This is a genomic window from Micromonospora sp. DT46 (assembly GCF_049841735.1).
In the GTDB taxonomy this organism is placed as follows: Bacteria; Actinomycetota; Actinomycetes; order Mycobacteriales; family Micromonosporaceae; genus Micromonospora; species Micromonospora reichwaldensis.
On record NZ_JBNCKW010000001.1, the window covers coordinates 39,210 to 53,605 of the forward strand.

The 14,396-nt window shown below is 72.1% G+C and carries 11 protein-coding genes and 2 tRNA genes; 6 read left to right on the plus strand and 7 right to left on the minus strand.

All coding sequences use genetic code 11. The features are described from left to right. Positions 1–105: 105 nt before the first annotated feature. From ACLQ20_RS00155 to ACLQ20_RS00165, 3 genes are read left to right on the plus strand one after another with little or no spacing between them, the layout of a single operon-like run. Positions 106–831 carry an NUDIX hydrolase gene (locus tag ACLQ20_RS00155; protein ID WP_425854226.1) on the plus strand — a complete coding sequence of 242 codons (726 nt, stop codon included), beginning with the start codon at positions 106–108 and terminating at the stop codon, positions 829–831. After that, positions 828–1,982 carry a purine phosphorylase gene (locus tag ACLQ20_RS00160; RefSeq protein ID WP_425853824.1) on the plus strand — a complete coding sequence of 385 codons (1,155 nt, stop codon included), beginning with the start codon at positions 828–830 and terminating at the stop codon, positions 1,980–1,982. Before ACLQ20_RS00155 ends, ACLQ20_RS00160 begins: the two co-directional genes overlap by 4 nt. Further along, positions 1,979–3,979 carry a hypothetical protein gene (locus ACLQ20_RS00165; protein WP_425853825.1) on the plus strand — a complete coding sequence of 667 codons (2,001 nt, stop codon included), beginning with the start codon at positions 1,979–1,981 and terminating at the stop codon, positions 3,977–3,979. The genes ACLQ20_RS00160 and ACLQ20_RS00165 overlap by 4 nt, the downstream gene beginning before the upstream one ends. 296 nt (positions 3,980–4,275) lie before the next feature. On the opposite strand, the gene ACLQ20_RS00170 is transcribed toward ACLQ20_RS00165, so the two are convergent. Continuing rightward, positions 4,276–4,351 (minus strand) — tRNA-Lys (locus ACLQ20_RS00170). Between the two features lie 187 nt (positions 4,352–4,538). On the opposite strand from ACLQ20_RS00170, the gene ACLQ20_RS00175 reads away from it, so the two are divergent. Further along, complete coding sequence (locus ACLQ20_RS00175; protein ID WP_425853826.1) at positions 4,539–5,816, plus strand: Ig-like domain-containing protein; 1,278 nt, start codon at positions 4,539–4,541, stop codon at positions 5,814–5,816. Positions 5,817–6,111: 295 nt separating this feature from the next. Continuing rightward, on the plus strand, positions 6,112–7,410 hold the full coding sequence (locus ACLQ20_RS00180) for an Ig-like domain-containing protein (protein ID WP_425853827.1): 1,299 nt from the start codon (positions 6,112–6,114) through the stop codon (positions 7,408–7,410). Positions 7,411–7,460: 50 nt separating this feature from the next. On the opposite strand, the gene ACLQ20_RS00185 is transcribed toward ACLQ20_RS00180, so the two are convergent. Further along, positions 7,461–7,533: transfer RNA gene (locus ACLQ20_RS00185), tRNA-His, on the minus strand. 125 nt (positions 7,534–7,658) lie between these two features. Next, positions 7,659–8,249, minus strand: a complete 591-nt coding sequence (orn, locus tag ACLQ20_RS00190) for an oligoribonuclease (protein ID WP_151454865.1) — start codon at positions 8,247–8,249, stop codon at positions 7,659–7,661. A 76-nt stretch (positions 8,250–8,325) separates the two neighbouring features. Here orn and ACLQ20_RS00195 point away from each other — a divergent pair, with 76 nt between their 5' ends. Then, positions 8,326–9,594 carry a glycosyltransferase family 87 protein gene (locus tag ACLQ20_RS00195; RefSeq protein ID WP_425853828.1) on the plus strand — a complete coding sequence of 423 codons (1,269 nt, stop codon included), beginning with the start codon at positions 8,326–8,328 and terminating at the stop codon, positions 9,592–9,594. A gap of 156 nt (positions 9,595–9,750) precedes the next feature. Here the strand turns inward: ACLQ20_RS00195 and ACLQ20_RS00200 are convergent, their stop codons facing one another. The 4 genes from ACLQ20_RS00200 to ACLQ20_RS00215 form a co-directional block, all read right to left on the minus strand. Next, entirely contained in the window at positions 9,751–10,956 is a 1,206-nt protein-coding gene (locus ACLQ20_RS00200; RefSeq protein WP_425853829.1) for a hypothetical protein, read from the minus strand. Positions 10,957–11,097: 141 nt separating this feature from the next. Continuing rightward, positions 11,098–11,835, minus strand: coding sequence for a YcnI family protein (locus ACLQ20_RS00205; RefSeq protein ID WP_425853830.1), 738 nt, complete (start codon positions 11,833–11,835; stop codon positions 11,098–11,100). 16 nt (positions 11,836–11,851) lie between these two features. Then, on the minus strand, positions 11,852–13,516 hold the full coding sequence (locus tag ACLQ20_RS00210) for a copper resistance CopC/CopD family protein (protein WP_425854228.1): 1,665 nt from the start codon (positions 13,514–13,516) through the stop codon (positions 11,852–11,854). Between the two features lie 129 nt (positions 13,517–13,645). Then, on the minus strand, positions 13,646–14,290 hold the full coding sequence (locus ACLQ20_RS00215) for a zf-HC2 domain-containing protein (protein ID WP_425853831.1): 645 nt from the start codon (positions 14,288–14,290) through the stop codon (positions 13,646–13,648). Positions 14,291–14,396 lie beyond the last annotated feature (106 nt).

The following is a 14,396-nucleotide window of genomic DNA, read 5'->3' on the forward strand; positions in this document are numbered from 1 at the left end:
CCTCAAGCCTCGGCACCCGATCTCGACACAGGCCCCGGCAACGCGAAGCAGATTTCCCGACGCAGACCCTTCTTGTCGATCTGACAAGAAGATAGCATGAGCGGCATGCGAGATCGATGGCAGTCATCAAGCGTGCTGCTCACGGTGGACCTGGTGATCCTGACCCTGCGCGAGGACCGTCTCCATGTTCTGCTGGTGGAGCGCGGTCACGAGCCATACGAGGGGGCGTTCGCGCTGCCCGGGGGTTTCCTCCGCGACCGCTCGGAGGACATCCTGGCCGCGGCGGCGAGGGAGTTGTCCGAGGAGGCCGGTCTCGCCGCCGGAACGCTGCACCTCGAGCAGCTCGCTGTGTACGGCGACCCGGGCCGTGACCCCCGTGGCCGGGTTGTCTCCGTGGCCCACCTGGCGATCGCTCCCCGGCTTCCGGAACCGGTGGCGGGTACGGATGCCGCAGACGCCCGCTGGACACCCGTCGACAAGGTGCTCGACACATCAGTTCCCCTCGCCTTCGACCATCTGCGGATCGTGATCGACGGGGTGGACCGCGCCCGCGCCAAGTTGGAGAGCACCGCCCTCGCCACCGCTTTCTGCGGGCCGACCTTCACCCTTTCCGAGCTGCAACGGGTCTACGAAGCCGTGTGGGACACCCGCCTCGACGCCCGCAATTTCTACCGCAAGGTGCAGGGAGTGCGCGGTTTCGTGGATCCGGCGGGGCCCATCAGGAAGACAGAAGGAGGGCGACCCGCCCGACTCTTCCGTGCCGGCCCGACCACTGTCCTGTATCCGCCCATGCTCCGCCCGGACCGTACTGAACGAGGAGAAGACCGGTGACAGACGACGTCGTGGTGATCCTGACCGCACTCGACCTGGAATACCAGGCGGTCCGCGAAAAACTGACCGACCCACAGCTGCACCGGCACCGGGCGGGGACCCGGTTCGAAATCGGCTGGCTGGCCGACCGTCGTTACCGGGTGGCCCTCGGCCTCGTCGGCAAGGGCAACCATCCGGCGGCTGTGCTGGCCGAACGGGCGATCGCCGAGTTCGATCCGGTCGCCGTGCTCTTCGTCGGTGTGGCGGGTGCGCTGCGTCCGAAACTCGCGCTCGGCGACGTCGTCGTCGCCACACACGTCTACGCCTACCACGGTGGCACGAGCGAGGACGACGGCCTCAAGGCGCGGCCCCGGGTGTGGGAGATCCCCCACGGCCCGGACCAGATCGCGCGGCACCTGAGGCGGACCGGCACCTGGACCGCGCAACTGGCCTCGGATGGTACGGCTCCCCGGGTGCACTTCGGGCCGATCGCTGCCGGTGAGGTGGTGCAGGACTCCACGGTGTCCGACCACGCCCGATGGGTGCGGCAACACTACAACGACGCGCTGGCCATCGAGATGGAAGCGGCCGGCGTCGCCCAGGCCGGCCACCTCAACGGCTCGCCGGTCGTCGTGGTGCGCGGCATTAGCGACCGCGCCGACGGCACGAAGACCAAGACCGACGGCGCCAGCTGGCAGCCGAAGGCAGCGGCCAACGCCGCCGCTTTCGCCACCACCCTCGCCGTCGAACTGGTGCGGGAGGCACATACCAGTTCACCCCGAGCCCAGGCCGAGCCGAGGAGGAACCCGACGATGAGCCCGACGGTGAACAATACCGCCAGCAGTGCAGCGCAGGTGGGTGTACAGGCCGGTCACATCTACGGCGACGTCTGGGTGGGTGGCGCATCGCCGTCGGCACCCTCGGACCTGCCCAGCCAGCTCGCCGAGCTGCGGGACGAGCTGTGGCGGGCGCACCGGTTGGGGCACCTGGACCAGCCGACCTACGAGGCGGCCGAGACCGAACTCACCGCCGCCGACAAAGCGCTCGACGACCCGCGCGACGGCAGCAAGCTGGTGGTGGCACTCAAGCGGCTCCGCGGGCTGGTCGGGGACGTAGCCGAACTGGCCGCGAAGGTCGCCACCGTCATCGCGATAAGCCAGGGCGCGCTGTGACAGCGCGGCAGGTCACCATGGCCGTCCACGACAACGCCTCGAACGTGGGCGTCCAGGCGGAATCTGTACACGGCGACATCACCGTCTACTTCCTTCCACCCGGCGCGGGGCCGAAGGAGAAGCTGCGGGTCGGCGTGAACTACCTCAACGGCGGGATGCCCCATAAGGCGGGAGAGCTCATCTACGACGTCCTGATGAGCGGACACACCAGCAGTGAGGCGTGGTTCCACTGGCTGCTGGCCGTAATGAGCGGCCGAACCCTGCGTCAGCTGTCCGAGGAGGACATCGCCAAACTGAGCGCGGTCCGTAGCCGGCTTCCGCTGCACAGGCAGGATGTCTGGGCGGACGGTCTACGGGTCATCAGCCGGCTACTGGACGCCCTGGACTCCCAGCAACCGGAGCTGCGCCGGCTCGTCCGCAAGGAGCTCGCCGGTCTGGACCCGCTGCTCCGGGAAAAGATCATGCGGCACCTCCAGCTGTTCCTCAGCGGCCCGGTCGAGGACGAGATGTGGACGATCAGCGTGGCCGACGCAAAGAAAGCTCAATGCGCCAACGGCCGCTCTGAGCGGGTCTGGCGCTTCTTCTACCCGGCGCCCGCGAACCCCCGCGCCCGGCAGCCTGTTCCCGCGACCACGACCGGCCGGGACGTCGCCCTGGCGGTCGTTACGACAGCGGTGGCCGCCGCGGCGGCTGGCTGGCTCTGTTGGGTCGTTCTCACATCCGGCCGGGTCGGACCGATGGCGGCTCTGCTGCTGTCGATCGGAGCCGGCTACCTCTGCGCGGTCCACGGTGCCGCGTGGCGCTTCAACGTGGAACGACGGCGGGCCAAGGACGCCGTGCACCGGCCTCCCCAGCAGCGGAAGGCGGCTCCGTCCGGCGGCTTCGCCAACCGGGTCGACCGGCTCTTCAAGCAGTACGCCGGACGGTACGTCCCCGAGGGAATCGACCGGGCCGAGTGGCTGAATCTGACCGCCGGCATTCGCCGCCACCTCAGGGACGAGATCGTCGAGGTCTACCGGGAGACCCGGGTCAGTGACAAGGAAATCGCCTGGCTGATCCGCCACCGTGTCGGCGACCTCAAGACCCGGTGGGCCAACGGCGCCCTGTGGGCCTACCGCGAGCAGCTGCGCACCCCGGTCCGTTTCCGTGCACTCGTCGTCCTCGGCGGGCTCGTCGCGGCGGCCTGCTGGCTGCTGGTGATCGCCACCGCGCTGCCGCAGAAGCCTCTCACCGGTGCGACCGCCACGGTCGTGCTGCTCGTCGCCGCCTGGCCCGCGGTGCGGGGCTGGTCGCGGATTGTGCTCGAAGGTCGACGTTTCGCCGCCGACCAGACGGAGTACGACCAGCGGATGGCCGACAGTTGGGCGGCCCACGAGCGGTGGACGCGCAAACTTGCCAGCAAGCCCGAGGACGCGGAGATGGCGGCCTGGCTGGACTGCGACTGCCGACTCCTGATCGACAAGGCGATGGCGCACTACAAGCTCTGCCCGACCGACGTGATCGCCTACGCGGTCATCGAGGCACCCGCCAAGCCCTACATGAAGCGGGGACGGGTCCGTAACGGCCCCTGGCGGTACGGCCGGTACGAACTGCTGGTGTTCCTGCTCACGCCCGACGGCGTGCGGCAGATGAGTGCCGAGCTCGACTTAGAGCAGGCGACCTTCCACAACCTGCGCCGGGCCAACTACCGGTTCGAGGCCGTGGCCGCCGTACGGGTCGCCGAGTCGGACAAACAAGCCCGGACCTTCGAGTTGGCGCTGGTCAACGGCGAACTCACCACGGTCAACGTGACCGAGGCCAGCACGGACAGGCTGCAGGACGGTGAGAACCCGCTAACCCTGTCGGAAGCAGCCCTGGACGCCAGCGGCCTCACGACCACCCTGCACGTCCTCGAGGGCGTCGCCGCTGAGGGCAAGGAATGGATCCAGCGGGAACGGCAACGCGGCCGGAAGCGGGAAGAGAGGTTCATCTCCGCCATGCGGGACTTGTTCGAGTGACCGGAAATGACGCCCGCCGAACACACCGACGGTGCCGGAGCCCGGGGCGCCGGTTCACACCCCTTCGACGATCAGCCGCCGACGTCTCCGGCCCTCCGAGCCGAACGGCTCCCCGCCCGGCGGAGCATCCGCCGTACCGGGGCCCCGCCCCGGCTCAAGACAGCCGACGAGGTGCCGGCTGGACCACGTCCAACCGACGCCGAGCAGGTCAACGGCTCCCGAGCACCCACCCACCACCGGCGTACGCGAAGAAGGCCCCGACCCGGTGTGAACCACCAGGTCAAGGCCTTGATCGTTGGTGCGCCGCCAGGGACTCGAACCCCGAACCCGCGGATTAAGAGTCCGCTGCTCTGCCAGTTGAGCTAGCGGCGCTCGTTGGCAACGGGGAGAAGATTAGCATGCCTCCCGAGGGGGGTTCCAATCCGATCCCCGGCTCCCCCCTTCGGCCGAGCTTACCGGGCATTCGTGGACGAATCGGCCGGGCGGACGAGGACAGGGGGCGGACAAGCGGCGACCATGCGGCACGATGTGCGCCAGGTACGCGAGAACAGAGGTGGGGATGGGCATGTTCGCGCGGGCCGGGGCGATGGTGGGCGCCCTCGGCCTGGTGGCGTCGCTGGCTCTGACGGGCTGCGGCGCGGAGCAGAAGAAGCAGGCGGAGTTCGTCGGCGGCACCGCGCCGGCCACGTCCGCCACCCCTGGTGCGGCGGGTACGGCGGCCGAGCCGGGCACCCCGGCCGCGCCGAGCGGTCCGCCGCTGGCGGTCAGCCCAGCCGACGGGGGGAAGAACCGGCCGGTCAGCTCCGAGATCAGCGCTGAGGTGCCCGGCGGCGGGAAGGTGTCCAGCGTCACGCTGGCCGCCGCCAACGGCGGCCAGGTCGAGGGGCGCCTGCGCGCCGACGGCTCGTCCTGGGTGCCGTCGAAGCCGCTGAAGTACGGCACCCGTTACACGGCCACGGTCACCGCCACCGGCTCCGACGGGACGACCAGCCAGGGCAAGAGCACCTTCACGACGATGGCGAAGCCCAAGTCGGTGATCAGCTCCGGCCTCTACCTCTTCGACGACAAGACCTACGGCGTGGCGATGCCGGTGGTCACCGAGTTCCACCCGGGGATCCCGAAGAAGGACCGGGCGGCGGTGCAGAAGCGCATGTTCGTGCAGACCGATCCGCCGCAGCCGGGCGCCTGGCACTGGGTGGAGAACGGCACCCAGGCCTACTACCGCGCGCCGGAGTACTGGAAGGCCGGCACCACGCTCACCGTCCGGATCGCACTGGCCGGCATCCCGCTGAGCAACGGCCGCTACGGCAACGTCGACCGTGCGGCGACCGCCAAGATCGGCCGGGCGTTCGAGATGCAGGTGGACAACGCCACCAAGAAGATGACGGTGTACGAGGACGGCCAGGTGGTCCGCACCCTGCCGGTGAGCCTGGGCAAGAAGAAGACCCCCTCCTCCAGCGGCACGATGGTCGTGATGGAGAAGAAGGAGTCCACGGTCTTCGACACCCGCGACGATCCGGACCCGGCGAACCGCTACGTGACGGAGATCGACTTCGCCCAGCGGCTCACCTGGGGCGGCGAGTACATCCACGCGGCGCCCTGGTCGGAGCACGTGCAGGGCCGGCAGAACGTCTCGCACGGCTGCGTCAACGTCTCCATGGCGAACGCCCGCTGGCTGTTCGGGAAGACCAAGGTGGGCGACCCGATCACCATCAAGGGCACCGAGCGCAAGCTGACGCCCGGCAACGGCTGGACGGCGTGGAGCCAGAGCTGGTCCGAGTTCGTCAAGGGCAGCGCGGTGCCGGTGCCGGAGGCCGGCGAGGGATCGGCCTTCTGAGGCACGCCCACCGACGATCCGGCGACCGGCCCGCACCCGCGGGCCGGTCGCCGTCTTCGTGGCCCTGCCGCGCCGCCGTTCCGGGCCCGCGACGCCGGCGACGCCCCGGGAGCCCGCTGCCGGCACGTACTACGGCGGGCCGGGAGAGGCGAGCGAGCCTCGGTAAAGCCTCGGATCTTATCAACATTCGGACATCTCGTACCGCGTGTTTCGGTTCACCTTGCGGAACGGGTACCTGCCCCGGTGCGTCAGTGAGGGACGATGGGCAACCGGGGACCACGACTGTGAGGGAATCATGCGAGCTGTCCAGGACCAGCTGATCCGGCACGGGGACGACCGGCGGGGTCGACGACGCCGTGGATTCGCGGCGGCGGTGCTCGCCGTGACGCTCGCGCTGGCCTCCGCCTGCACCGACGGCGGCGGGGGCAAGCCCTCGGGCGGCTGGCAGAACGGCGACGACCAGCCCGCCGCGCCGAAGGCTGCGGCCACCATCGTCGAGCCCAAGGCCGACGCGAAGGACGTACCCGCGTCCACCGGCATCACCTTCACGGCGACGGAGGCGGAGCAGACCAGCGTCGAGCTGAAGGACTCCGCCGGTGGGGCCGTCGAGGGCGAGCTGGCGGCCGACGGCAAGAGTTGGCTGCCCGCCAGCGCGCTGAAGTACGGCGAGACGTACACCGCGACGGTGACCGCGACCGGCGACGACGGCCGACCGGCGACGGCGACCAGCACCTTCACCACCATGGCGAAGCCCGGCAAGCAGGTCCGGATCAGCAGCTTCCTGGGTGACGACCAGGTCGTCGGCGTCGGCATGCCGCTGATCGTGAAGTTCAGCCGGGCCGTCCCGGAGGACTACCGCGACGACGTGCAGAGCCGGATGACGGTCACCTCCGTACCGGCGCAGGAGGGCATCTGGCACTGGGTCAGCCCGACCGAGATCCGCTACCGCCCGAAGGAGTTCTGGAAGGCGAACAGCACGGTCTCCTACCGGGTCCAGGCCGGGGGCCTGCCGCTGGGCGGCGGCTGGTACGGCCGGGCGGACCTCAGCGTCGGTATCAAGGTCGGCCCGGCGGTGGTCATGACGGTGGACAACAAGACCAAGCGGATGACCGTCACGAAGGACGGCTCTGTGATCAAGACCATCCCGGTCAGCCTCGGCAAGAAGAGCACCCCGTCCTCCAGCGGCACGATGGTGGTCATCGAGAAGCTGCGCAAGACGGTCTTCGACACCTTCGAGGAGCTGGGCCCCGAGGAGGGCTACCGCACCAAGATCGACTACGCCCAGCGGCTGACCTGGGGCGGCGAGTTCATCCACGCCGCGCCCTGGTCTGAGGGGCAGCAGGGCCGGGTGAACGTCTCGCACGGCTGCGTGAACGTCTCGATGGCCAACGGCGCCTGGCTGTTCGCCAACACCCGCGTCGGCGACCCGATCACCGTCAAGGGCACCGAGCGCAAGCTCCAGAACGGCAACGGCTGGACCGACTGGAACATGAGCTGGGAGCAGTACGTCAAGGGCAGCGCCCTGCCGTACGAGCCGCCGACCGAGGCCGCCCCGGAGGAGAGCGGCGCGCCCACGGCCACCCCGACCGCCTGAGCCGGAAACGCCGAAGGCCCCCTCCGCGAGGAGGGGGCCTTCGGTCACCGGGTGACTGATGGGAATTGAACCCACGACAACCGGGACCACAACCCGGTGCTCTGCCAACTGAGCTACAGCCACCATGCCGTTCACACCCGATGGATCCACGCCCGGTCGATCGCCCCGGGCGGGGTGCGGACCAATAATAGCCCCACCCCCGCCCGCCGCGTCCAGCGGGTTCCGCCGAGCGGGTTGTGCCCGGCGGCTCAGAGTCCGGCTGCTATTGCCTTGGCGGTCTCCACGTCCGGCCCGGGCAGGGGCACGAAGAGGGTCCGCCGGTAGTACTCCAGCTCCCGGATGCTCTCCCGGATGTCGGCCAGGGCCCGGTGCGCGAGCCCCTTCTGGGGCTGGCCGAAGTACACCCGCGGGTACCAGCGGCGGCACAGCTCCTTGATCGACGAGACGTCGATCATCCGGTAGTGCAGGTGCGCATCGAGGCGGGGCATGTCCCGGGTGATGAAGCCCCGGTCGGTGGCGATCGAGTTGCCGCACAGCGGTGCCGTACGCGGATCCTTCACATGGCTGGACACGTAGTCCAGGACCATGTCCTCGGCCTCGGCGAGGGTCACCGTCGAGCGCCGGACCTCCTCGGTCAGCCCCGACTTGGCGTGCATCGTCGTTACGATCTCGGGCATCGCCTCCAGCGCCGCCTCGTCGGCGTGGATCACCACGTCGACGCCGTCCCCGAGCACGTTGAGGTCGGGATCCGTGACGAGCGCGGCGACCTCGATCAGCTTGTCCCTGCCGAGGTCCAACCCGGTCATCTCACAGTCGATCCAGACGAGAAGATCAGCCACCGGGACAGCCTACGCGCAGCCCACCCGGCCGCGCGCCCGCGCACCGGGGCACGCGGTGACCGCTAGGGTTTCCTCCGTGCCAGCCGAACCCGCCGCACCGCCCGCCGTCACCGACGACGATCCCGGTGGCCGTACGGTCCGTCGGCTCGTCACCCTGCTGGCGCTGGCCGCCGTGCTGCCGGCGCTCTACCTGCCCGGCATGGTGCACGACTTCTTCGACCTGAAGATCTACATGCGGGCGATGGACTGGTGGGCGGCCGGGAACCCGCTCTACGACTACGTGCAGCCCGACCGGGTGCAGGGCGAGCTCTACTTCACCTACCCGCCGTTCAGTGCGCTGCTGCTGCGCCCGTTCGCGCTGCTGCCGCTGGGCGCCACCGTGGCGATCTTCACGGTCCTGACGGGACTGGCGGTGGTGGTCACGACCCGGTGGCTGCTCGCGCCGGTGATCGCCCGGCACGGGCTGCCCCGTGTGTTCAGCCTCACCGTGGCGGTCCTGCTGGTGCTGGCCGTCGAGAGCACCCGCGAGACGATCACCTTCGGTCAGATCAACATGCTGCTGGTCGTGCTGATCCTGGCGGACCTGCTCTTCGCCGTACCCCGGGCGAGCCGGTGGGCCGGCGTGGGCGTCGGGCTGGCGACGGCGCTCAAGCTCTTCCCGGGCATCTTCATCGTCTACCTGCTGGCCACCCGCCGGTGGCGGGCGGCGGCGGTGGCGAGCGCGACGGCCGCCGCCGCGACCCTGCTCGCCGCCGCGGTCGCACCGCGCGACTCGTGGCGGTTCTGGACCCACGAGCTGTGGGCGACCGACCGGGTCGGCCGCACCGACTACACCGGCAACCAGTCGCTGTTCGGCCTGCTCAGCCGCATCACCGCACCGGAGAAGCCCCACCAGTTGCTCTGGCTGCTGCTGGTGGCGGCCATCGCCGGGTACGGGCTGTGGCGCGCCGCGCGGGCCGCCCGCGCCGGGGACACGCTCACCGGCCTCGCCCTGACCGGACTGGTCGGCTCGCTGGTCAGCCCCATCACCTGGACCCACCACATCTACTGGTTCATCCCGGCGGTGGTCGTGCTGACGGACGCGGCGCTGAGCGCCGACGCCACGACCGGCGAGGGCGCCCGTCGGCGACGTCTGCTGGCGGCACTCGCCGTCGGCACCTCCGCCCTCATCGTGTACGGGGTGGTGACCTTCCACGACTGGGGCATCGCCCCGGTGCGTACGGACTCGCCGGGCGAGTTCCTGGTGCGCAACACGTACGTGTTGCTGAGCCTGCTGCTGCTGGTGACCCTCCCGGTGCGGCGGGAGGGCCGCAGGTCGCGGGAAATGGACAGTCTTCCCAAGTAGCGCCCTTCATGGCTAATCTGGTCGTAACTACCTCAGACGTCTCTCGGGTAGCACCGATCCCCCGGTGAGGGCGGCCCTCCGCGTCGGCAGCGCGGAGGGCCGCTCGCCGTCCGTGCCCGCGTGGGATGCCGGCACGGGGCGGAGGCCGGACACGGCTCAGCGCGGATCGTCGGGCGACTGCCGGCCGGCGTCGGCAGCGCCAGCCTCGGAAGCGCCAGCCTCGGAAGTGCCGGTGTTTGAAGCGGCGGCGGCGTCGAGAGCGCCGGCGCCGGTTGTGGCGGCGCCGGGAGTGCCAGCGTCGGATGCGGCGGCGCCGGGAGTGCCGGCATCGGAAGCGGCGGCGGCGAGAGCGGCGGGGCGGGGGCGGTCCGCTACGGCGACCGGGTCGGCCGTCTCCTCGGGGGCGGCGGGCGGCCAGGCCAGGGTGAGGTTCACCTCGGGCGGCCGGAGCGCCGGGTCGCCTCCCGCGAGGTCGGCGAGCGTCGCGGGGCGGCGGGCGGGCACCGGCCCGATCGCCGGCCGGGATCCCGTGGGAGCGGCGCCGACCGAGGCGAGCTGACGCCCGGCGACGCGCGACCGGTCGCTGTCCCGGGTCGGCTGCGCGCCGAGGCCGGCGAGCGAGGTCACCCCGAGGCGGCCGGCGAGCACCGGCACCTGGTCCGGCTCGACCACGAAGACCACCTCGCGGGGCCGCACCGGGCGCAGCAGGAGCAGGGCCAGCGCCACCGCCAGCACCCCGCCGGCCAGCAGTCCGGCAGTCGCCGGGGCGGTCCAGCCGGCGCGCAGCCCCGCGCGCAGTTCCAGGCTCAGGTCGGCCCGCCCGTCGGGACGCATCACCACCAGGCTCAGCCGCCGGTCGGCCAGTTCCGCCGGGGTCCACTCCAGCGCGCCGATCCCCTCGCGTACCCAGAAGGGCTGGCCGATCGGCGCGACCGACGGCGCGGGACCGGCGGACGGCGCGGGACCGGCGGACGGCGCGGGACCGGCGGGCTGCAGCCGGACCGGCAGCGGCCCCCGGGCCAGCGCCACCCGGCGCACCTCGGCATGCGGCACCGGGTCGAGCCAACGCCGCACCTCGTCGGCGGGCGCCAGCCCGACGAAGGCCGGGCCGTCGGGCGTCCGCGCGTCCAGCCGGAGCCGGGCCTGCCCGGCGCGGGTGAACGGCGCCTCGGCCCGCAGCAGCTCGTCCACGTCCCGGACGACCATCGCGTGACCCGGGGTCTGCACGGTCTCGAACCGGGCGCTGAAGGCGCCACCCGGGTCGGCCTGCCGGGCGAGCAGCGTGAGCGCCCCACCGGCGAGCAGCGCCGTGATCCCGACCGTCAGCAGCAGCATGGCGGCGAGCACCCGCACGATCCGCATTCGCCTCGTCCCCCTCCGTAGCCGGATACCCGGCCGACCTTACCGACGTGGGGCGAGCCAGCAGCGGATATCCACGGCACGGGGCCGGGAAAGCAGCCGGCCCGCCGGATCATCCGACGGGCCGGCGAGCGGTACGGCGGGTCACTCCTGCGACGTCGGCGCCCGCCGCGTACGCGAGAACGCGAGCCCGCCCAGCAGCAGGCCACCCACGCCGGCGACCAGGCCGGCGACCGCGAGCCCGGTGGCCACGTCGTCGCTCCCGGCGTCGTCATCGTCGTCGTCGCCGGCGGCCTGCGGCGCGGCGGCGCCGGTGGGGGCGGTCGACGGCGAGGCCGCCGTGAGGGTGAGCACCGGGGCGGGGTTCTCCGGCTCCTCGCCGCCGGGGAGCGGCTCCTCGATCCACCGCTGCACGTTGCCGTCGGAGTAGGTCTGCAAGGTCTTGAAGACCATCGTCTCGACCTGCGGCAGCGGCCCCATCGACACCGGGAACTCCTGGAACTGGCCGGGCTTGACCGCCGCGCTCCCGGTGGCCGTCCAGGTGAGCTTGGAGACGACCTCGCTGAGCTGGCTGCCGTGCACCTCGACCGGCGGGTCCACCTTGCGCGTCTCCACCGCCACCGTCCAGCCGGGCACCGGCATGGTCGACACGGAGCCGATGGGCGCGTTCTCCGGCAGCACGACCTCCAGCTTCGTGGTGGAGGCCGTGTCGCTCTCGTTCGGCACCCGGAAGGCGAACCGGCTGTAGCCGCCCTGGGTGGCCTCCTGCGGGTTGACCGTGACGTGGGCCGAGGCGGGCGCCGCGAAGCCGAGGACGGCGGTGGCGACGGCGCCGAGCGCCAGGGCGGCGGCGGCGCTTGCGGTACGCCGGTGACGGATCATGGTGCGAGCCTTCCTGTTACCTGATCGGCACGGTGGTGGTCACCGTGGCCTGGTCGATGTCCGAGGTGCGGGCCGTGATGCGCAACTGCCACTCCCCCGCAGCCGGGAAGTTGATCTCGCCGGTGGCGTGGTTGTCGGTCAGCGGCAGCAGCGGGACCTGGATCGCTTCGATCCCCGCCGCCGGCAGGGCGACCGTGGCCCGCCACTCCACCACCGGCTGGGGCCGGTTGTCCTTCGTGTACGCGTAGAAGTGCACGGTGTTGTTGCCCCGCTCGGCCGGGTCCAGCTCGATCTGGAGGTCGTAGTTCGGGCTGGACAGCGTCGTGGAGAAGAAGCGGCCCGGCGCACCGGCCACGTCGGCGCCGGCGGTGCGGGCCGGGGTGGTCTGCACCAGGACGGCGGACAGGCCGAGGACCACCGCCGTGATCGCCAACTCCGCCCAGACCGCCCGCCGCATCGACGTCGGCCGGCCGGCCGCGGTGCGCCGGCGCACCAGCTGCCGGGAGTACGCGGCCACCGCGATCACCAGCGCGAAGAGCCCGATCTTGCCCAGCACCAGCCGGCCGTAGGTGGTGTCGACAAGCGCGCGGGGGGTGGCCACCTCGATCAGCGCCTGGACGGTGCCGGCGAGCAGCAGCGCCGAGACGGCCAGCGCCGCCCAGCGCGACCAGATCGGCAGGATCGCGCCCAGCTCCCGCTCGTCGGCCCGGGTCAGCAGGAAGACGGCGAGCATCACCAGCCCGCCCATCCAGACCGCCATGCCGCCCAGGTGGACGGCGTCGACGACCACGGAGACCGCCGGGGCGGGCGAGGCCGCCGGGTGCCCGGCCAGCGGCCAGGTCACCAGCGCCGCCGCCCCGAGCACGCCGAGGATGACCAGATCGCTCCGCTCGACCGGCCCCGCCATCAGGGGTCGGAGCAGGAACGCCGCCGCGGCCAACAGGCCCAGCCGGACCAGGTGCGCGGCGCCGAAGGAGCTGCCCAGCACGTCGCTCAGCCCCTCGCCGGTGACGTCGGACACGCCGCCGCCGGCGGTGTAGGGCACCTGGAGCAGGAGGTTCGCCACCGTGGAGACCGCCAGCAGGCCGAGACCGGCCCAGGCCAGGCGGGCCGGTCCGCGCCGGGGCAGCCGCCGGGGCCAGAGGGCGGCGAGCACCAGCGTCGGTCCGACGAGCAGCAGCAGGCCGGCGTAGCCGGCGTACTTGGCGACCTTGACCGCGTTGCCGACGACCGGGTCGGCCCGGCTGTCGTCCCCGCTGTCGACCGGGGGCGTCGAGGGCGCGCCGACGGAGTAGGTGAACGCGCCCGAGACGGGGTGGCTGTCGGAGGAGATGACCCGGTAGCTGACCAGGTAGGTGCCGCGCGCCCCGGCGGGGTCGACCGGCACGGTGACCACGGTGCCCTCGAAGGTCGGTTCGCCGCGGTCGGCGCGGGAGCCGTCCGGTGCGATCACCCGGATCTTGCCGGACACCTTGCGGACGGACTCGCTGAACGTGAGTACGACCTCCGCCGGCGCGTTCGACACCACGGCCGAGGCGATGGGGCTGCTGCTCACCAGCACCGCGTGGGCGCTGGCGGGGCCGGCGGGGGCGATCAGCAGGGCGACGACGGTGACCAGCAGGCCGGCGACGGCGAGCAGCCGGGCGATCGGGCGGCGGATGGCGACACTCATGCCGGCAATGCTCTCGAACCCGACCGGTCCGGCGCGACTCCGACCATGCCCCGCGCCGCCGGAACCCACCCGCCCGGGGCGACTCCGGGGATGCCCCGCGCCGCCGGGACCGGCCGGGCCGGCCCGCCCGGGGCGGCGTCAGCCATGACGGGCCAGGAGTGCGGTCGACGGCCGGCGGTCCGGCTCGTCGCTGACCCGTCCCAGCGCCCACAGCAGCCCCGCCTGCACCACGGCGGCCAGGTGCCCGACCTCGTGCACCAGCGCGGTCGTCGAGTTGGCGATGTCCACCGCGCTGGTGCCGGCCAGGCAGACCGCCAGCACCAGCGCCACCGGCACGAACGCCCGGGCGCGCTCGGGCCGCCACGCGGCCAGCGCGAAGCCGACGGCCAGCGCCACGTCGAAGGAGGCCATCTCGCGGCTGGTGTGCGGATCGACGGTCACGCCCAGCCCGGCCAGCAGGACGGGCAGGGCGATCGCCAGTTGGGCGACCGCGGCCACCGCGACCGCCACCCGCAGCACCTGACGGCGGGCCGCCCTGGCCGCCGCCCGGGTGCGTCCGGCGGCCAGCGAATCGGCGGCGACCGCCGCCAGCACCGACGCGGTCAGGTCGGGCACCGCCACGGCCTGCACCCGGACCAGCCGGGTGACCTGCTCGGCGCGGGTCAGCCAGGCCCCGCAGCCGGGGCAGCTCTCCGCGTGCGCGTCCAGCACCGCCGGCGCCGCCAGCGGGTCCTCGCCGTCCAGCCGCGCCGACAACGCCGCGCGTACGTCGTCGCATGTCATGTCGGGATAGTCGTGCGACGCACCGGTTTAGTTCCCAGGGTGGCGCAGGCCATGGAAGGGTCGAAGGACCCTCCCCGGCCCGGCCCCGCCGCGTAACCTGGACTGT